This window comes from Pseudoalteromonas marina (assembly GCF_000238335.3).
GTDB classification, from domain to species: Bacteria; Pseudomonadota; Gammaproteobacteria; order Enterobacterales; family Alteromonadaceae; genus Pseudoalteromonas; species Pseudoalteromonas marina.
The window spans coordinates 98,213-116,312 of the sequence record NZ_AHCB03000011.1 but is presented as its reverse complement, the minus strand read 5'-3'; the positions used below and the strand labels follow the sequence as shown (position 1 = coordinate 116,312).

The 18,100-nt window shown below is 41.0% G+C and carries 17 protein-coding genes; 9 read left to right on the top strand and 8 right to left on the bottom strand.

The genetic code is table 11. The features are described from left to right. The first annotated feature begins 136 nt into the window (after positions 1-136). Entirely contained in the window at positions 137-1,540 is a 1,404-nt protein-coding gene (locus tag PMAN_RS15910) for a M20/M25/M40 family metallo-hydrolase (RefSeq protein WP_010557945.1), read from the top strand. Positions 1,541-1,626: 86 nt separating this feature from the next. Beyond that, a complete protein-coding gene (locus tag PMAN_RS15905; protein ID WP_010557944.1) occupies positions 1,627-2,568 on the top strand; it encodes a tetratricopeptide repeat protein in 942 nt (313 codons plus the stop codon). Positions 2,569-2,593: 25 nt separating this feature from the next. Here the strand turns inward: PMAN_RS15905 and PMAN_RS15900 are convergent, their stop codons facing one another. Beyond that, a complete protein-coding gene (locus PMAN_RS15900) occupies positions 2,594-3,505 on the bottom strand; it encodes a DUF808 domain-containing protein (protein WP_010557943.1) in 912 nt (303 codons plus the stop codon). 312 nt (positions 3,506-3,817) lie between these two features. Between PMAN_RS15900 and PMAN_RS15895 the strand changes: the two genes are divergently transcribed. From PMAN_RS15895 to PMAN_RS15875, 5 genes are all read left to right on the top strand, one after another. Further along, positions 3,818-4,099, top strand: coding sequence for an MliC family protein (locus PMAN_RS15895; protein ID WP_010557942.1), 282 nt, complete (start codon positions 3,818-3,820; stop codon positions 4,097-4,099). 67 nt (positions 4,100-4,166) lie between these two features. Continuing rightward, entirely contained in the window at positions 4,167-6,197 is a 2,031-nt protein-coding gene (locus PMAN_RS15890) for a methyl-accepting chemotaxis protein (protein WP_010557941.1), read from the top strand. A gap of 73 nt (positions 6,198-6,270) precedes the next feature. Then, positions 6,271-7,737 (top strand): 4-hydroxy-3-polyprenylbenzoate decarboxylase, encoded by a 1,467-nt coding sequence (gene ubiD, locus PMAN_RS15885; RefSeq protein ID WP_010557940.1) that lies wholly within the window; start codon positions 6,271-6,273, stop codon positions 7,735-7,737. 148 nt (positions 7,738-7,885) lie between these two features. Further along, positions 7,886-8,599: an NAD(P)H-flavin reductase gene (gene fre / locus PMAN_RS15880; protein WP_008129479.1), complete on the top strand. Its 714-nt coding sequence runs from the start codon at positions 7,886-7,888 to the stop codon at positions 8,597-8,599. A 158-nt stretch (positions 8,600-8,757) separates the two neighbouring features. After that, complete coding sequence (locus PMAN_RS15875) at positions 8,758-9,168, top strand: CBS domain-containing protein (RefSeq protein WP_010557939.1); 411 nt, start codon at positions 8,758-8,760, stop codon at positions 9,166-9,168. A gap of 96 nt (positions 9,169-9,264) precedes the next feature. Here PMAN_RS15875 and add read toward each other — a convergent pair whose 3' ends face one another. The 7 genes from add to cyaY form a co-directional block, all read right to left on the bottom strand. After that, a complete protein-coding gene (add, locus tag PMAN_RS15870) occupies positions 9,265-10,266 on the bottom strand; it encodes an adenosine deaminase (RefSeq protein WP_010557938.1) in 1,002 nt (333 codons plus the stop codon). A 269-nt stretch (positions 10,267-10,535) separates the two neighbouring features. Then, positions 10,536-11,648, bottom strand: coding sequence for a heme biosynthesis HemY N-terminal domain-containing protein (locus PMAN_RS15865; RefSeq protein ID WP_010557937.1), 1,113 nt, complete (start codon positions 11,646-11,648; stop codon positions 10,536-10,538). Then, positions 11,645-13,477, bottom strand: a complete 1,833-nt coding sequence (locus tag PMAN_RS15860; RefSeq protein ID WP_010557936.1) for a uroporphyrinogen-III synthase — start codon at positions 13,475-13,477, stop codon at positions 11,645-11,647. The genes PMAN_RS15865 and PMAN_RS15860 overlap by 4 nt, the downstream gene beginning before the upstream one ends. Continuing rightward, the gene (gene hemC / locus PMAN_RS15855; protein ID WP_010557935.1) at positions 13,478-14,416 is read right to left on the bottom strand and encodes a hydroxymethylbilane synthase; all 939 of its coding nucleotides are present in this window, start codon (positions 14,414-14,416) and stop codon (positions 13,478-13,480) included. It abuts the gene before it with no gap. A 31-nt stretch (positions 14,417-14,447) separates the two neighbouring features. After that, on the bottom strand, positions 14,448-15,440 hold the full coding sequence (locus PMAN_RS15850; RefSeq protein ID WP_010557934.1) for a DUF2914 domain-containing protein: 993 nt from the start codon (positions 15,438-15,440) through the stop codon (positions 14,448-14,450). 22 nt (positions 15,441-15,462) lie between these two features. After that, positions 15,463-16,119, bottom strand: a complete 657-nt coding sequence (locus PMAN_RS15845) for an alpha/beta hydrolase (protein WP_006792463.1) — start codon at positions 16,117-16,119, stop codon at positions 15,463-15,465. Next, positions 16,116-16,439, bottom strand: coding sequence for an iron donor protein CyaY (gene cyaY, locus PMAN_RS15840; protein WP_006792464.1), 324 nt, complete (start codon positions 16,437-16,439; stop codon positions 16,116-16,118). The genes PMAN_RS15845 and cyaY overlap by 4 nt, the downstream gene beginning before the upstream one ends. Before the next feature lie 157 nt (positions 16,440-16,596). Here cyaY and lptM point away from each other — a divergent pair, with 157 nt between their 5' ends. Both lptM and lysA read left to right on the top strand, forming a co-directional pair. Further along, on the top strand, positions 16,597-16,791 hold the full coding sequence (gene lptM, locus PMAN_RS15835) for an LPS translocon maturation chaperone LptM (RefSeq protein WP_006792465.1): 195 nt from the start codon (positions 16,597-16,599) through the stop codon (positions 16,789-16,791). Further along, the gene (gene lysA / locus PMAN_RS15830) at positions 16,792-18,045 is read left to right on the top strand and encodes a diaminopimelate decarboxylase (protein WP_010557933.1); all 1,254 of its coding nucleotides are present in this window, start codon (positions 16,792-16,794) and stop codon (positions 18,043-18,045) included. The last annotated feature ends 55 nt before the right edge of the window (positions 18,046-18,100 follow it).

Below are 18,100 nucleotides of genomic sequence, written 5' to 3'. Positions count from 1 at the left end.
TAAGCGCTTTAATTACCAGCCCGCGCTTAAAATACGCGGGCTTTTTGTGCTTTAAAGCCGCTCATTCATCTCATTCTATTTTTTACGTCTTTATTACATGTTTTAATAGCCGCAATTTCAAACAAGGCTAATTACCATGAAAAACCTCATCACCGCGCTACTGCTTACCAGTAGCATGGCAGCCACTGCCAGCAGCAACGAATTTACACCAAAGCAATTACAACAAGTAGATGAAGTGCGTACCACTGCACTTAATAGCCACCTAAGCTATGAGCTATTAGAGTCACTAACAACAGAAGTTGGCCCGCGCTTACCAGGCACCGAAAACGACAAAAAAGCCGTTGCATGGGCGCAAGCTAAATTTAAAGAACTCGGTTTTGACAAGGTATGGCTTGAAGAGGCGACGTTCCCAGAGTGGCGCCGCTACAGCGAAAGTGGAAAAATATTAACGCCTAGCGAACAACCCCTTCATTTAACCGCGCTAGGTAATAGCATAAGCACACCCAAAGAAGGTATTAGCGCACCCATTGAGTTATTCGAAACACTTGATGAGCTAAAAGCAGCACCGGCTAATAGCTTAAAGGGTAAAATTGCTTACATTAATTACCGAATGAATCGCGATATAGACGGTAATGGTTATGGACCCGCTGTTAAAGCACGTGCCACTGGAGCAATTGAAGCATCTAAAAAAGGGGCTGTGGCCTACATGATGCGCTCAGTAAGTACAGGTCATCACCGTTTTGCCCACACTGGCGGTAGTTATTACAAAGAAGGTGTTAAAAAAATACCTAATGTAACCATTGCCAACCCCGATGCAGATCAAATTGCTCGCTTAGTCGCTTTAGGTAAAGATGTATCGGTAAATATAAATGTACAAACCGAAAACCTTGGCGAAGGCACTAGTTACAATGTTATAGGCCAATTTAACGGGACTGAAACCCCTGAACAATACGTATTAATTGGCGGACATTTAGACTCATGGGATTTAGGTACGGGCGCACTTGATGACGGCGCCGGCGTTGCATTAACTATGGCGGCAGCTAAACATATTAGCGATGTAAAACGCCCTAAACGCAGTATTCGCGTTGTCCTTTTTGCCGCTGAAGAGCTTGGTTTATGGGGTGCTAAAGCTTACTTTGCGAAACATAAAAACGATTTACACAATATTGTTGCTGCCGCAGAGTCTGATTTTGGCGCTGATGTAGTTTACGGTTTTGAATCAAATGTAGATGCAGCGTCACTGCCTGTAGTGCGCGCTATCGCGAAAGAACTTGCCCCTTTAAATGTTGAGTACATTGGTAAAAACCAAGCTAACGGCGGACCCGATCTAATTCCATTTAAAAATGCAGTCTCGGCACCTATTTTTGAGCTAGCCCAAGATGGTACAGACTACTTTGATTATCACCACACTGCTGACGACACGCTTGATAAAGTAACGCCAGCAAAGCTTCGTCAAAATACAGCAACCTATGCGGTATTTGCACTTATGGCAGCAGACGCAAAAACAACAATTAAACCAAAAGTAACAACAAAAGAGTAGCAGACATACTTACTTACAGTTTGCTGCTTTAAAAAATATGCCCCTTGATTTACTTTAGTAGAAATTAAAACTCGGGGCATTATTGCATGCTGCTTTTCAACACCAGTCAGTCCTTTCCTCACTTTTCACAAACGCAGTGCTGCCCAAACTGCCAAAGCGATAGCTATCACTTAGTAAACCATAGCCGTTACTTACGTTTTACGATTATTCCTATCGTACCGTTAAAGCTAAACTACAAGCGCGAATGCTACCAATGTGGACATAACGAAGTCATTAGTATAAAAAAACTCCCCTTAATTGAAAAACTAAGCCTGCCAAAATACGGGGTTGGCTTAATTTTATTATTGTGGGTAATGGTGTATTTTTTTCAACAATACACCGATAACCAAGCACTCAAATACAGCTACTTAAATAACCCACAGGCATTTGATACGTACTTAGTTCACGCCGATAAATTTACTCACGAACCATGGACGCTAACAAATTTAAAAGTGGCCCAAGTGCTAAGCTTTGACGAGCAATTTATTACTTTTCAAGTAAGCAACTATAGCTATAAACGCAACCGAGGCATAACCACGGCGATGCGCACCAGCTTATTAGTGCAACGCGATTATTTTTCAACAAACACAATTACCTTACCGCGTGATGAGGTAAAGCGCTTATATGACAGTGACGTGATTTACGATGTACTACGCCCACACGCTAATAGCTTGTATGGTGGGTTTGTGATGTTTCCGCCTAAACCTAAGCCTTTATACAAAGGTTTAAAACTAGATAAAAATAACCAGCAAGGCATTATGTACTTTAAAGATGGGCAATTTGAAGAAGCCTTAGAGAGCTTTAAACTTGCTGCAGAGTCAGGCTCTCAATGGGGTCAGCTTAACCTTGCGCAAATGTACCGAGACGGGCAAGGTGCAGGCAAAAACACACAACAAGCTATTTACTGGTATAAAAAAGCAATTGCTCAAGGTAATAGTAAAGCAGCTTACGAGCTTGAGCAGTTGTGTAAATTTATAACGTGCGAATAAGTTATGTAGGGCAGAAAACGCTGCTCTACTTGTTTGTCTTAAATAACCTTGTATAAGCTACATGAAAAAGCACAATAACCAGCCCGGCAACAACGCCTAACAACCCATCAAAAATAAGCGGAGCTAATACCTCACCTATATTGCCTAACATTGATTGCGCATAGCCAATCACATTAAGTTGTGTGTGGTGCAGTAACTCAATACCATGAGATAAAATACCCCCTCCCACCAAAAACATAGCAACAGTACCTGCAAACGCTAAAAATTGCATAAGTCGCGGTGCTGCTGCAAGTAAGCCTTTACCTATAAACTCTTTAACCGTACTGCCAGAGACTTTAGATTGATTCACCAAATACAAGCCTGCATCATCAAGTTTTACAATGGCAGCCACAAGTCCGTAAACACCAATAGTCATAACAATGGCTATCACACAAAGCACTAAAGATTGATTAAGCAATGTTTGACCTGCAACAGTGCCGAGCGTAATAACAATAATTTCAGCCGATAGAATAAAGTCCGTTCGTATCGCGCCTTTTATTTTTTGCTTTTCATATTCAACTAAATCAGGCGTTTCGTCGCCATCGGCAATATCATCGTGATGAGGTAAAAATCGCGCAAATACTTTTTCAGCCCCTTCAAAACATAAAAACAAACCACCTAAAATTAAAAGTGGTGTAATTAGCCATGGCAGCCAAACGCTGATCATTAAAGCTGCTGGGACAAGTATGGCTTTATTTAAAAATGACCCTTTTGCTACCGCCCATACAACAGGTAGCTCTCTGTCGGCTGACACACCCGTTACTTGCTGTGCATTGAGTGCTAAGTCGTCTCCTAAAACACCCGCCGTTTTTTTTGTCGCAATTTTACTCATGGTTGCAATGTCATCGAGTAAAGCCGTTATATCATCTAATAATGTTAAAAGGTTAGTGCCTGCCATTGTGCTTCCTAAGGTCTGTTGTTCTTTCTAAGGTCTATTGTTCTTTCAATGTTAATTTGCAGCAGCCGGTTTGGTTCTTCCTAGGGGCTACTTACTCTTTGTTGCTCGGCTTTTACTTAGTCCACTAGGTTACAAACTTCGCGCCGCGATTAAATAGCCCTTAGTGTGGACAAATTTCAAGCCGAAAAGATCAACAGACCCTATCTTATAAATAATTTAATCAACATAACGTAAAGCACGTCTTTCACCAACGGTTAATTTTGCTCTGTTATTCTGAAATAGAATAGTCGGTGAAAAATAAAGGAAGGGGAAATGAAAGCAACAATCGTTTTAGTAGTTTATTTACTGTGTTTAATAGGGTGCAATGACAAAACAACAACCACACACTATGTATGCAATGATAATAAAGCCGTGCTTAATGTCTTAGCAAACGAAAAGGCAGAACTCACTTTTAAAAATAAAACCTATCATCTTACGCATGCAAAAAGCGCCTCTGGTAATAAATACATTAGTAACAAAGTTCTTTTTTGGGGGAAAGGCACTGAAGCTATGCTTATAATTTCAGGGAATAAACACCTATGCAGCACAAAATAACAACCTACTAACAACATATTAAAAAACTTGCTACACTAACAAAAGTCTTAATTTTGTTGATGAAGTTATGCGTTCTATTGCCATTAAACATAAAATAATTTTAGCCTTTTCTGCCATTGGCTTACTAATGCTTATTAGTAGCTTATTTTTTTACTGGTCCTTAAATAAAATAAGCACCACAACTTCACGTATAGAAAACCTTGCCGTACCAGCCCAACAAGTAAGTAAAGACTTAAGGCTATCGCTTCTTTCTATTACCAAATTCAATGCTCTAGCTTATAGTCAAACAAAACCTGATTTATTACTGACCAATAAAAAAGAAGCTCTTAGCGAGCAACAAGAATTCAGTAATATGCTCAATGCACTTAAGCCGCAATTAACGGGTCAGCAAAACATGCAAACTTTGCTAGTTGACGCTTCAAAAAACTTTGAGCAACTAAGCAAAACAAGCGCAAACATGTTTAATGCCAAAGAACAGCGTTTTAGTGCGCAGTCGGCTGCCGCTCTATTAATTACAGAGTTTGGTGTTGAGCTAAGTAACCTCAGTAATGGCTTACTCGATATAGAACTCATAGAGGTCAGTGCAAAGCAGCAATCTTTACTCAGCTCTGTATTTGGTACTGCAACACGCATAGACGACTTACTATTTAATTTAAGCAACAATATTAAAAGTATTACGCAAACTACCAGTATTAACGACTTAAATGCCCATCAACAAGATACCCAATTTTTACTTGATAACATCCAGCCAAACTTTGTGTATTTAGAACAGCAAGCCACTCCCTTTGGTGACAATTTAAACGCGGCTCAATTCACCGAGCAATTTAATAACTTAAGATCACGATTGAATGGACCCGACGGTATTTACGCCCAGCAAAATAAAGCGCTTAAAAACACCCAAATGGCACAGCAAAGTTTTGAGCGCTTTCAACAAGAATTTATAGACACAGAAAGCCAATTATTACAGCTTAATAAGCTAGCTGACGAGCGTTTTCAAACACTGCAAAACAGTGCCAAGTCGGCCATTAACATGGGATCTAGCTCTGTTGTTATAATTGCGATTGTACTTATTGGATTACTTATTGTTATTTCAATATTTACAACCAATGCCATGCTAAAACCACTTAAAAAAGTAAATAGCGATTTAGCACGTATTGCCTCGGGTGATTTTTCTAAACGCAGCCAACCGCGCAGCAAAGATGAGTTTGGCACTTTGCTGAACAACATTAATAAGCTCAGTGACGATTTATCACACCTTATAAAAGCAATTAGTAATGATGCCCACGAGCTCGATAAATCGGCCATTCAAACAAGTGAAAAAGGTCAACAAATGACCATTGTTGCTCAGCAGCAATTAGAACGAAGCGCACAAGCCACAGACCTTGCGCATAGCATGCTAAATAATTCGCAAGCGGTTTATGAGCAGGCCGATAATGCATCTAACGAGATCACCAACGCCTCTCAGTTTGCAAACGACGTCAACCAAATAGCTAACGACAACAGTTTAAGTATTGAAGCACTCTTAAATCGACTCGATAAAGCGGTAAGTAGCACAGAAGAGCTGGCTGAGTTTACAGATTTAATAGGCGCAATTGTAAACACTATTAGCAGCATTGCAGAGCAAACTAATCTACTTGCATTAAATGCAGCAATAGAAGCGGCAAGAGCCGGAGAAAATGGCCGAGGTTTCGCGGTGGTTGCTGACGAGGTCCGCTCATTAGCGGCACGCACACAAAGCTCCACAAGTGAAATTCACACTATGATTCAAACGCTGCAACAACACACAAAAACGACGCAAAAAGAAATTAACGATGGCCAACAACAAGCTAAACAGTGTGTTGAAAACAGTGCTGAACTAAATAAAGCGGTTGAGCGTATAAAAGGAACATTACTTTCAATTAACCACATGAGTGAGCAAATTGCTACGGCTTCTCATGAACAGTTAACAAACAGTGATGATATTCAAAAAATAATGGCCAAGGTGACCGAACAAGCCACTTTAAATGCCAATAACGCAACCACCCTAGCAAGCGAAAGTGAAGACGTAAATCAACTTGCACACTCTTTAACAAGTGCCGTAGAGCGCTTTAAGTTTTAAGTGCAGGTGTAATGACTTGCTTTGCATGAAATGGGTATAATAGTTCAACTCTTTTGCTTAATAGCGGCCCATAATGAAATATAAAGATCTGCGCGATTTTATCAATTTACTTGAAAAAAAAGGTGAGCTTAAACGCATCACCCAAGAAATTGACCCGTATCTTGAAATGACCGAAATTTCCGACCGCACACTGCGTGCAAAAGGTCCTGCCTTATTATTCGAAAGCCCAAAAGGGCATAACATGCCGGTGCTTACCAATTTATTTGGAACACCAAAGCGGGTTGCTATGGGGATGGGTCAAACAGACGTTAACGAACTTCGTGAAGTAGGTAAGCTACTTGCGTTTTTAAAAGAGCCAGAGCCCCCTAAAGGTATTAAAGAAGCACTTGGATCTATTCCTGTGTTTAAAAAAGTACTGAATATGCCAGCTAAAGAGGTTAAAAAAGCACCTTGTCAGCAAGTAGTTTTAGAAGGCGATGACGTTGATTTAACAAAGCTACCTATTCAACACTGCTGGCCGGGCGATGCAGCCCCTTTAATTACGTGGGGTTTAACCGTAACAAAAGGGCCATACAAAAAACGTCAAAATCTGGGTATTTATCGCCAACAGCTATTAGGTAAAAATAAAATAATTATGCGCTGGTTGTCGCATCGTGGCGGCGCGCTCGACTTTCAAGAGTGGTGTAAAGAAAACCCCGGCCAGCCTTATCCAGTGTCGGTGGCGTTAGGTGCTGATCCAGCGACCATTTTAGGTGCGGTAACTCCTGTTCCAGATACGCTTAGCGAATATGCATTTGCTGGGTTATTACGTGGAAGCCGAACTGAAGTAGTAAAGTCGATTTCAAATGACTTGCAAGTACCTGCCAGTGCCGAAATAGTACTAGAAGGCCATATTATGCCAGGCGAAATGGCGCCTGAAGGCCCCTATGGCGACCACACTGGTTACTACAACGAAGTAGATGACTTCCCTGTTATGACCGTAACTCACATTACACACCGTAAAGATCCTATTTATCACAGCACATTTACTGGCCGTCCGCCTGATGAGCCGGCTATCCTGGGTGTTGCACTAAACGAAGTGTTTGTTCCAATATTACAAAAACAGTTTCCCGAAATTGTTGATTTTTATTTACCGCCTGAAGGGTGTTCGTACCGCATGGCAGTAGTCACAATGAAAAAACAATACCCTGGTCACGCCAAGCGCGTAATGATGGGAGTATGGTCTTTTTTACGCCAATTTATGTATACCAAGTTTGTAATTGTGTGCGACGACGATATAAATGCACGCGACTGGGAAGATGTTATTTGGGCCATAACAACTCGTATGGACCCAGCGCGTGATACTACGTTAATTGAAAACACCCCAATAGATTATCTAGATTTTGCCTCTCCGGTATCGGGACTTGGTTCTAAAATGGGGATGGACGCAACCAACAAATGGGCAGGCGAAACCGACCGCGAATGGGGTGAACCAATAGTGATGGACAAAGCCACCAAAGAACGTGTTGATGATATTTGGGATAGCCTTAAAATTCTCTAACAACTCAACAAACCAAGCGGTGGCCAATAATTTATTTGCCACCGTTCGGACAAGCTATAAACAGGCTATAAAATAACCCTGTAGATATGCTAGAATCGACTCATTCAATTGCGTATCTGCTGTCAAAAGCGCTGCTAAAAGGTAAAAAATGCAAACATTAAAAGCTGAAGTTGTAGCTATCAGCCCACTTACAGAATTTGTTAACAAAGTAATTTTAAAGCCACAACAACCTGTGACCTTTGAAGCGGGCCAATACATGCAACTGGTGTTAGGTGAAAAAGACAAACGCGCTTTTTCTATTGCTAGCCGCCCATCTCAATGTGACGAAATAGAACTACACATTGGTGCTTCGGGTGCAGACTCATACGCAATGCAATCGCTTGAACACCTACGCAATGCACATGCAAACAACACAATGGTTGATATAGAAGCCGGGTTAGGTGTGTCTCAACTTCGATTACAATGTAATCGACCTATTATTTTACTTGCCGGTGGCACTGGCTTTTCGTATGTAAAATCAATGGCAGATCACTTAGCTGAAATAAACTGCGACCGCCCTGTATTATTTTATTGGGGTGTTAAAGAAGAGTCTGCTTTGTACGCACATGAAGAAATGAAATTATGGGCAGAGAGCCATGAACATTTTGAATTTATTCCTGTTGTCGAAAACCCATCAGCAAATTGGCAAGGTCACACTGGTTTTGTGCACAAAGCAGTAATGCAAGATATTGTATCACTTGAACCTTACGACATTTACATGGCGGGTCGTTTTGACATGATAGGGATTGTACGTGACGACTTTATAGCTCATGGTGCTATTCGTGAAAACATGTACGCCGATGCATTTGCATTTATAAAGTAAACTCATCGCATAGTTTAATAATAAGCACCTACGGGTGCTTTTTTTATGACTTTAAACTTTTAATAGTTTAAACCTATCACATTCATCAATATAAACAATTTCCTAAAATCCAATCTATAAACCATACTTTGTACAGAACATCAGCGGGAGAGACCCAAATGCTAAATACAAAAGTAAAAGATTTTATGCAACGTAAGTTGCCAAACATAACACCAAACACCGAAATGACGACAGCCATAGCCGAGTTACAAAAATTTAAATTACTTGGTGCGCCTGTATTCGACAACGAAAAGTGCCTTGTCGGATTTATTTCAGAGCAAGAGTTATTAAAGCCTTTAATGCAGAGCAGTTATTTTTGCGAAGGGGTTGTAAAAGTGTCGCAGCTTATGCAAACCAATGTAGTCACAGTAAGTAGCGATTTGAATATTATTGAACTGGCTGAACAAATGCAGCCAGGTAAGCCAAAAAACTACCCTGTGGTAGAAGGCGTAAAAGTGGTAGGAATGATAAATCGTGCCGATGTGCTCAAAGCGCTCTACGATAACTACCTTAGCTGCCAAGAGCACTAATAAACCTGAGCGGTAGACAGTAAACCTCTTATTAACTAGCGCTCAAGTTAAGTCTATAAATATGCGGCTTTAAAGCGGCATATTTATTTGTATTGCTTAACGTGCACTCACTTGTGCTAATAATGCTTTTTTATCGCCGTCGCTTAAAAATGCAATTTCCAACGCATTCGCTTGGGCTTTTTCTATATCAGCCTGAGATAAGCCAGCCTTTGGTGCTGCAATAGTATATTCATGCTCTATTTCTATACCTTCAACAGCCGGGTCATCTGTATTAAGGCAAGCAAGAATGCCATGATCTAAAAACTGTTTAAGCGGATGCGTAGCTAGGTCAGTAACTGTACTGGTTTGAATATTACTGGTTAAACATGACTCAATACCAATACGGTTATCACGCAGATAATCCATTAACGTTGGGTCTTCAATTGCTTTTACACCATGGCCAATTCTACTTGCACCTAGCTCGTTAATCGCTTGCCAAATACTGGGCGCGCCAAGTGCTTCACCGGCATGAATGGTTGACGCTAAATACGCATCACGCACTTGCTTAAAGTGCTCAATAAATAACTCTCCCGGAAATCCAATTTCATCGCCCGCTAAATCAACAGCCACTAAATCATTTTTAAACGCAAGTAATGCATCAAGCTCATGTTGGCAGGTTTTAACACCATAAGTACGCGACAAAATACCAATTAAATTAGCTTTAATATTGGCATTTTTTGTTGCTGATTTAATACCATCAACCACAGCTTCGACAACACCTTGTGGATGTAAGCCTTGGCTTTGAGCCATGTAGTAAGGGCTGAAACGAAGCTCAACGTAATCAAGACCTTGTGCTTGTGCATCTTCAATATTTTCAATAGCTATACGGCGGCATGCATCGTAATCGCCAAGTACTGTAACACCCCAGTCTAGCTTTTGTAAGAAAGCGACAAGATTTGGCTCTGGATCTATCACTTGAACATGAGGAATTAATTGTTCAACGTTATCTGCGGGTAAATCAATATTAAACTGACGACCAAGTTCTAGTATGGTTTGCGCGCGAACATTACCATCTAAATGACGGTGAATATCTAGCAAAGGTAGTTTTCTATTGATCATAGTAGCACCCAGTTTAATTAAATTTTTGCGCATAATACGCAGATAGAGTTATTTTTCAAGTCTATACGCTTTGTAATATTATTAAGCGGTCATATGTCTGCTTTTTGTGCAAATATTCACGCACTTAACAATAATATGTATAAAATAGTATCGCCTTACTTTTTATTATTTCGCTAAATTTAAAAAACACCTATAAAAAAGCACAGGTAAAGCATTTATACAACGCCTATAACCTGTGCCTAAAATATATAACTAATCAGCTAGTAAACTTATTTGTTATATAAAACGAGCGCCTTTTCAGCCTGTGCCGTATTTTTGTAACTCAAAGCTGCTTGGTCTGCAAATTGATGTTTATTATCACCATTAAGTGCTTTATCAAACACACGTGCCGCTAAATCATAATCACTTTGTGCATTAGCAAGGCACGCAAGCGACAACAGCAGTGCTGTATTAGTGTCGTCTTTTTTAAGGCGATCTTGAATACTGGCTTGTAATTTGTGCGCTTCGCCATGGTTTGCATTATTTAAGATAGTAGCAAGCTCATCATGTTGGCTGGCTTGCTTAACCATTTTAGTTAAATCGCCCTCAATAACAGCAAGCTGACCTGTTGCAGCCATTTGAGTTAAATACGCAGTATGCGCATAAGTGTGTAGTTTTCGTGGTAATTGTTTGTATTTATTTGTTAGTTCATCAGCTGATTGAGCAGCAAAATAGGCAGTAAATACACGCGTCCACTGATCACTAGAAAACACTTTTTTACGCAGTAGCTTGGGTAAAAACTCTTCTAGCACGCTAAAGTGCTGCTGTTGTACCAATACCTCAGTGTACAGTTTAAGCTCAAGTGCAGTGGCTTTTTTAGCTTCTGCATTAACGCGCAACTGCGATTCAATTGCACTGCTGTCGCCACTTGCCAACCATAGTTTTGCTACTTTCAATTGCTGCTCAGAGCTTATTTCAAATAATCGTTCTAGTGCTTTATCTGCCTCGTTGTTAGCAAGTGCCGCTTTAGCCAATAGTGCTAAACGAATATCATCAAATTTATCTGGCACACTGTTACCAGAAAGTGCGCGCTCTACTTGTTCGTAATCGTCGTTTATAGCACTGAAAAGGGCTTGTTCAATTGCGGCAAATTTACGCTCTTCACTGCGGGCAAAAAAACCATGTTTGGTATTTCTATAAATTGATAATAAATAGCGTATTAGTTTATACGTAAAGTATAAAGTTGCTGCAGTCATTGCAGCCATAATACAAAACGAAACAATGGTGCCTTCTATTGTTGTGTTATTAAACGAGATAAGCACGTAGCCTTTTTCGTCCAGTACAAAAGGGGTAACCGCAAGTACAACAACAATAGCTACAATTAAGATTATTAGGCCTATCATTGCACCCACTCCTTAACCGTTTGTGTACTTTGCAGAGTGACCTCTTGGCTAAAATTGAGCTGCTCTTTTTCTAATTTAGATAGCGTATTTAGTACTGATTTTGTAGCGTCATCGTCTTGCTTAAAGTACTCGCCAGTTAAGCGCATAGCTTCGCTTAACGCACTAAAGTATATACTCGCTTGCTTACTTAATAGTGCGTCCTGCGCCTGTGCTATATTTAATTTAATTCGTTGATTAATTAAATTACGCTCTTGATCGGTTAGTAAAGGTTCAATAGCAATCCCTTCATGGCGCCTAATAGTAATAAAACTATCAACAATTTTATTCCAACTATTACTGATATTTTGCTTCCAATCGTTAATATCTTCGCTGAGTGCATGTTCATCAATTACCAATGTTTCCTCTGGTAAATTGACCGCATTAAACACCAATTCGTCAATTCGGTTAAGAACACTATTTAGCTGTAAATAAATAGCCTCGGTAGCAACCGGTTTTAAACTATCAAGCGTTTGTATGTCTTGCATAATGGCTTGGCGAACTTCAATTGTGCCAGGGTACTCACTTAACAGTCCGTCTAAACGCTTTAGTACAGCGCTTGCGCCTTGGTAATCTTTTTCGGCCCACAGTTTAAACTCAGCCATTCGTTGTAAGCTGGTGACCTCTTGTGGGTTTAACGATGAACCTTGCTGCTGCGCTTTTTGCAGCGCAGCTTTTAATGCTTGCTGATTTTCAAGGGTGCTTTGCGTTAATGCCTCAGATACTTTTTCTTCGCTATTAAATAACGCTTGTTGTAAGCTCATTTGAGAAGATTTAAGTGCGGCAAGCTCTTGCTGGAGCAGCTTGTTTTGCTCGCTAAGTTCGTTAACAATTGTGTTTTGCGCTTTACCTGCATTTAGCTTTTGATAAAACTCGTAGCCAACTCCAGAGGCCACAACCAACGATATTAACAATGCAAGTGAAGCCACTTTACTTACTTTTTGTTTGTCATTTGCGGGTTTGTTTTTTACGCTTGCTGGCTCATTTTTAACTGATGTTGAACTCGAAGCTGTTGATGTTGTGTTTTCTGTTGTTATTGACTTAGGTTGTTCACTCATGCTGCTACCTTGCTGATTAATACAGGTAAACATAGCGTTATCGCTAGCCCCTGCTGCAATATGGATATTTGCCAAACTAACATGTTGTTGCTGTAAATATGCGGCTATGCGCTCGCTGGCAACATAAAAGTGGCACTGTTGTAACCATTGTAATTGTTGTGCAGCAAGGGGGGTAAACATGGCATCAACTGCTGCATTACTTGTTATGACTATACCGTGTACATTGCTGCTTTGCCAGTGGTCAGTCCAGTCATTAGTTAAATCAGGCACTGGCTCACGTTCATAAACAACACAATTATTTAAAAACGCGCCACGCTCTTTAAGTACCTTGGCGATGTCTGGGCGACCACCGTGCCCTTTAACCAATACAATATTGCTACCATCAACCTGAGCCAACGACTTAAGAGCCAATACCCCTTCTGAATCGAACTGCTTAGGCGTGGCTGCACGCACACCAAATAATTCATATATTGTATCGGCAGTTTGCTGCCCTACAGCATAAAACTGCGCTTTAATGTTTATATCGGGCTTTAATTGTGCCAGTGCTTTAACAGCGTCCTGAGAGATAAAAATAATTTTATCTGCATTAATAAGTGGGCTTAGTTGAGTACTAGAGGGCGTTAAATAGTTAATATTTAAAACAGGAAACAATGACGCCTGATAACCCGCTTGCTCAAGTTGCTCTGCAAGGGCTGCGCCTTTTCCTTCGGGCCGAGTTATCAGAATATGTGTCATTTATGCGTCTCTGTATACGTCAGCTAAAATTTTATCTGCGCCTTGAGCAAGCAATTTTTCAGCCAGCTCTATTCCGAGTTTTTCGGCATCGTTAATATGACCCGAAACTTCGTCACGTAAAATTTCGCTGCCATCGACTGCGCCTACAAGCCCTCGTAAATGGACCTGTTCGCCATCAACTAACGCATAGGCACCTATTGGCACCTGACAACCACCTTCTAAACGGCGGTTCATTGCACGCTCTGCATTAACACGAATACGTGTATGTGTGTGCTCAAGCGGTGCAAGTAACGTTTTTGTCACTTCATCTTCAATCCGACACTCAATACCTACAGCACCTTGGCCGTTTGCAGGCAACGATACTTCTGGTTCAATGTAGTCAGCAATACGCTCGCCCATTTCTAAACGAATAAGCCCTGCCGCTGCTAAAATAATCGCATCGTATTGCCCAGCATCTAATTTAGCTAGGCGTGTATTCACGTTTCCGCGTAAATCACGGATTTCTAAGTCAGGTCTCAGTGCTCTAATTTGGCATTGACGGCGCAAGCTTGATGTACCTACTACCGCTCCTTCTGGTAACTCATTTAAGTTAGCAAAGTGATTTGATACAAACGCATCGCGCGGATCTTCACGCTCACAAATGGTATGAAGCGCTAACCCTTCTGGAAACTCCACCGGCACATCTTTCATTGAGTGTACGGCAATATCAGCTCGGCCATCTAGCATAGCTTGCTCAAGCTCTTTAACAAATAAGCCTTTACCGCCAATTTTAGCAAGTGGTGTATCTAAAATAATATCCCCTTGGGTCGACATAGGGACTAACTCAACACGCACGTCATCATGAAAATGCTCTAGCTGCGCTTTTACAAATTCGGCTTGCCATAGCGCCAGAGCGCTTTTACGGGTTGCTATACGTACTAATTTTGTTTTTTCTGTCATAGGGGTATCCAATTAATTACTGCGGTTAGCATTAGTTAGCTAACACTCTAAATTCTTTTTGAGCTATTAAATTACCTTGCTCATCAACAACAGCTACACGCCAATGACCTGTTTGCGTGTTCATAATATTTTTTGTCGAATAAGTTCTGTAGCGTGGCGAAGTAACATTAAGTGAAATTTCGGCCATTGTTTCACTTTCAAAAGACCAAACATGTTTTACGCGCTGGCCTTGCAGTCCTTTAAGCTCACTAAAAAATGATAACGAACCTTCAAACTGACTTAAACGCACGTCGGCTGCAAACACATTAGTAGGTTCGCGTTTTGCTACACTGCGTGTAAGCACTGCGCGGCTTATTTTACTGGTATCAATCTGAGCACCGAGTGCTACGCTAGCAATATGGGCATCTTCAGCAAATTGCTCTGTAACAGGTTGTGCATCAATATTACTCTCTGGCTCTAATGCGATTGTGCCAAGCTCAGAAGTTTGCTCTGACGCAGGTACAGATACAGTTTCACTTGTTGTATCAGCGCTCATTGCATTAGTGATCAACGCATCGTTTTTACTGTTATCAACTGTATTCGTTTTTTCAGTTATTGAGTCAACTGTTGATTGGGTTATTGTCGGCTCATCTGAGATTGGCGCAACGGTTACTGACTCAGCGTTTTCAAGTAAGGCATTGGTAATGTCAGCCTCTTGAGCTGTTGGTAGTTGCTCTGCAGGCAATGTTTCAGCATGCTCAGTCTCTATATGCAATTGGTTGCTGGGTGCATTATGTGTTTCGCTTTCAGTTACTTCATCACCTTGTATGCTATCAGTGATTAAAAGCTCTGTTTGTTCATTGGGATGTGCGCCCTGATCTGCATTTACTGAGCTGGTTAAACCATATATCACAGCCGCAGACGTCATTACTATCAACATAGCCAAACTCACAATTCGACGCCAATGCCATTCATAGCTTACCGTAGGTAGGCTGTTTTGTGGTTCGCGTTTTACATTTGCTTTAATAACTATTTTTTGACTCATATTGACCTCAGCGGCTCCAAAATTAGCTTAAACGGGCAATTAACCATTGGCGAATAGCGTGTAACTCTTCTGCACACACTTGGTGTGCCATTGGGTATTCTTGCCAGCTTACATCCATGTTATGTGCTGTTAATACATCAAATGCACTTTTACCTGCACTCATTGGTACCACATTATCGTGACTACCATGTGCCATAAATACATTTAAATCGGTATGCTTTGCTTCATCTGTAAATTTATGCGGCGCGCACATATAAGTAGACAGTGCCATAACACCCGCTAACTTTTGTTCAAAGCGCGGAGCTAAGTGAAGCGACACAACACCACCTTGTGAAAAACCAGCCAAAATAATTTTGTTAGCAGGTATTCCGTTGGCTATTTCTGTATTTATTAACGCCTCTACTTTCTCGGCAGACTCCCTCACCCCTTCTTCATCGGCACGTTTATCAAGCTCTATTGACTTAATGTCGTACCAAGAACGCATTTCCATACCACCATTTATGGTGACCGGTTGCACAGGCGCATGTGGGAAAACAAAACGCACGCCCAGCTCGGCTGGTAAATTTAATTGCGGCGCTACAGGGGCAAACCCATCACCCGAATCACCTAAGCCATGTAACCAAATAACTGTCGCTTTATGCGCGCTCTGCGCGGGGTATTGAACAAACTCTAAACTCATAATGATGATTGCCACTTAATTTCTTGGCCAGCTTGGCGAGTTGACGCTTCGTTAATGAATTCCCAAAACTCTGCACCAGAGCGGTTATCAATCCATTGACCGTCACGCATTTCAAAATGGTGACCATTGAATTTAGTTGCTACCCACACTTGATGAAGAGGCGCTTGCTTATTGATGACAATTTTACTCTTATCAGGAAAAATAATTTCTAAAATACCTTGCGCTGATTCGTAATCTAAATCGGCTTCACAATCATCAATTTGCTCTTCAATTGTGAACATAAGAGCTTCGGCTAATTGGTGATATTCGTGTTCAGTCATTGTTGATTCCTTTGCAGGCGGGCCGCCTAATATTGGGTACGTAATTGCGTTAAAAATATGCAGCTAGTGTAACAGGAATAAAATCATCCGCGAATAGCTGCATTTTTTAGATATTCTGTTACTCTGCGATTATAAAGCCAGCAACAATATTAATCTAATGAAAGCGACACATACCTTACAATTAAAAAAACTATTAATTTGCACGGCCCTATTTGGCGCATTAGCTGGCTGCGGACAAAGCGGCCCATTATATTTGCCTGAACAACAGGCCGAGCAAAACCAACCAGAAAACACTATGGTGCCTGCCGCAGAGGCCAAGCAACCTACAACACCAGTAAAACAGGAGCAATAAATGGATTTTTTTAACTATAAAAACAATCAATTGTTTGCTGAAGATGTGGGTATTGCCGCTATTGCTCAGCAATATGGCACGCCTTGCTATGTGTATTCTCGTGCAACGTTTGAGCGCCACTATCTTGCGTTTGCCAATGCGACTAAAAACCATAAAAGCTTGGTATGTTATGCCGTAAAAGCAAACTCTAATATTGCTGTATTAAATATTCTAGCCCGCCTTGGTTCGGGTTTTGACATTGTATCTAAAGGTGAGCTGGCGCGTGTAATTAAAGCAGGAGGAGACGCCGGTAAAGTAGTATTTTCAGGCGTTGCTAAAACCGCTGACGAAATAGCGTATGCATTAAAATTAGGGATTAAATGTTTTAACGTTGAGTCGGCCTCTGAATTAGAGCGTATTTCAGAGGTTGCGTGTGAGCTTAACTTAGTAGCACCAATTTCTATTCGCGTTAACCCCGATATAGATGCAAAAACGCACCCTTATATTTCTACTGGCCTTAAAGAAAACAAATTTGGCATTGATATTCAAACCGCTGTAAGTGTTTATCAACAAGCCGCTGCTTTACCCGGCTTAAACATAATAGGCGTAGATTGCCATATTGGTTCGCAGTTAACCGAAGTAAAGCCTTTTTTAGAAGCGCTTGACAAACTCCTTGCGCTAATAGATGAGCTAAAAAGTGTCGGGATAGAATTAAGCCATTTAGACATAGGTGGTGGGTTAGGTGTTCCTTACGACAACGAACAACCACCTCATCCTAGTGAATACGCAGAGCAAGTAACGGCTCGCCTAGAAAACTACCGCCATTTAGAACTTATTTTTGAACCAGGTCGTGCCATTGCTGCAAACGCAGGGGTATTAATTACGCAAGTTGAGTTTATTAAACAAAACCAAAGTAAATTTTTTGCCATTGTTGATGCTGGCATGAACGATATGCTTCGCCCTTCTCTTTATCAAGCGTGGCAAAAAATTATACCTGTGTCGGTTCGTGATGACGATACGCCAACTCACAACTTTGATATTGTTGGCCCCGTGTGCGAAACCGGTGACTTTTTAGGAAAAGACCGAGAACTGGCGCTGAAACAAGGCGATTTACTCGCGCAGCGAAGTGCTGGGGCATATGGCTTTACTATGAGTTCAAACTATAACTCTCGCCCACGCGTAGCTGAAATAATGGTAGACGGTGAACAGCACCATCTTATTCGCGAACGTGAAACCATTGAGAGTCTTTATCAAGGTGAGAAAATTTTACCATAAACGTTTTTGCCAACTAGCTGCTCTGTGGCATGATTACCACAGAGCAAACACGAAT

What these genes read in the sequence shown, in the direction of transcription:
- PMAN_RS15910 (WP_010557945.1), top strand. Translation starts at nt 137, where the DNA reads ATGAAAAACCTCATCACCGCGCTACTGCTTACCAGTAGCATGGCAGCC.
- PMAN_RS15905 (WP_010557944.1), top strand. Translation starts at nt 1,627, where the DNA reads ATGCTGCTTTTCAACACCAGTCAGTCCTTTCCTCACTTTTCACAAACG.
- PMAN_RS15900 (WP_010557943.1), bottom strand. Translation starts at nt 3,505, where the DNA reads ATGGCAGGCACTAACCTTTTAACATTATTAGATGATATAACGGCTTTA.
- PMAN_RS15895 (WP_010557942.1), top strand. Translation starts at nt 3,818, where the DNA reads ATGAAAGCAACAATCGTTTTAGTAGTTTATTTACTGTGTTTAATAGGG.
- PMAN_RS15890 (WP_010557941.1), top strand. Translation starts at nt 4,167, where the DNA reads ATGCGTTCTATTGCCATTAAACATAAAATAATTTTAGCCTTTTCTGCC.
- ubiD (WP_010557940.1), top strand. Translation starts at nt 6,271, where the DNA reads ATGAAATATAAAGATCTGCGCGATTTTATCAATTTACTTGAAAAAAAA.
- fre (WP_008129479.1), top strand. Translation starts at nt 7,886, where the DNA reads ATGCAAACATTAAAAGCTGAAGTTGTAGCTATCAGCCCACTTACAGAA.
- PMAN_RS15875 (WP_010557939.1), top strand. Translation starts at nt 8,758, where the DNA reads ATGCTAAATACAAAAGTAAAAGATTTTATGCAACGTAAGTTGCCAAAC.
- add (WP_010557938.1), bottom strand. Translation starts at nt 10,266, where the DNA reads ATGATCAATAGAAAACTACCTTTGCTAGATATTCACCGTCATTTAGAT.
- PMAN_RS15865 (WP_010557937.1), bottom strand. Translation starts at nt 11,648, where the DNA reads ATGATAGGCCTAATAATCTTAATTGTAGCTATTGTTGTTGTACTTGCG.
- PMAN_RS15860 (WP_010557936.1), bottom strand. Translation starts at nt 13,477, where the DNA reads ATGACACATATTCTGATAACTCGGCCCGAAGGAAAAGGCGCAGCCCTT.
- hemC (WP_010557935.1), bottom strand. Translation starts at nt 14,416, where the DNA reads ATGACAGAAAAAACAAAATTAGTACGTATAGCAACCCGTAAAAGCGCT.
- PMAN_RS15850 (WP_010557934.1), bottom strand. Translation starts at nt 15,440, where the DNA reads ATGAGTCAAAAAATAGTTATTAAAGCAAATGTAAAACGCGAACCACAA.
- PMAN_RS15845 (WP_006792463.1), bottom strand. Translation starts at nt 16,119, where the DNA reads ATGAGTTTAGAGTTTGTTCAATACCCCGCGCAGAGCGCGCATAAAGCG.
- cyaY (WP_006792464.1), bottom strand. Translation starts at nt 16,439, where the DNA reads ATGACTGAACACGAATATCACCAATTAGCCGAAGCTCTTATGTTCACA.
- lptM (WP_006792465.1), top strand. Translation starts at nt 16,597, where the DNA reads ATGAAAGCGACACATACCTTACAATTAAAAAAACTATTAATTTGCACG.
- lysA (WP_010557933.1), top strand. Translation starts at nt 16,792, where the DNA reads ATGGATTTTTTTAACTATAAAAACAATCAATTGTTTGCTGAAGATGTG.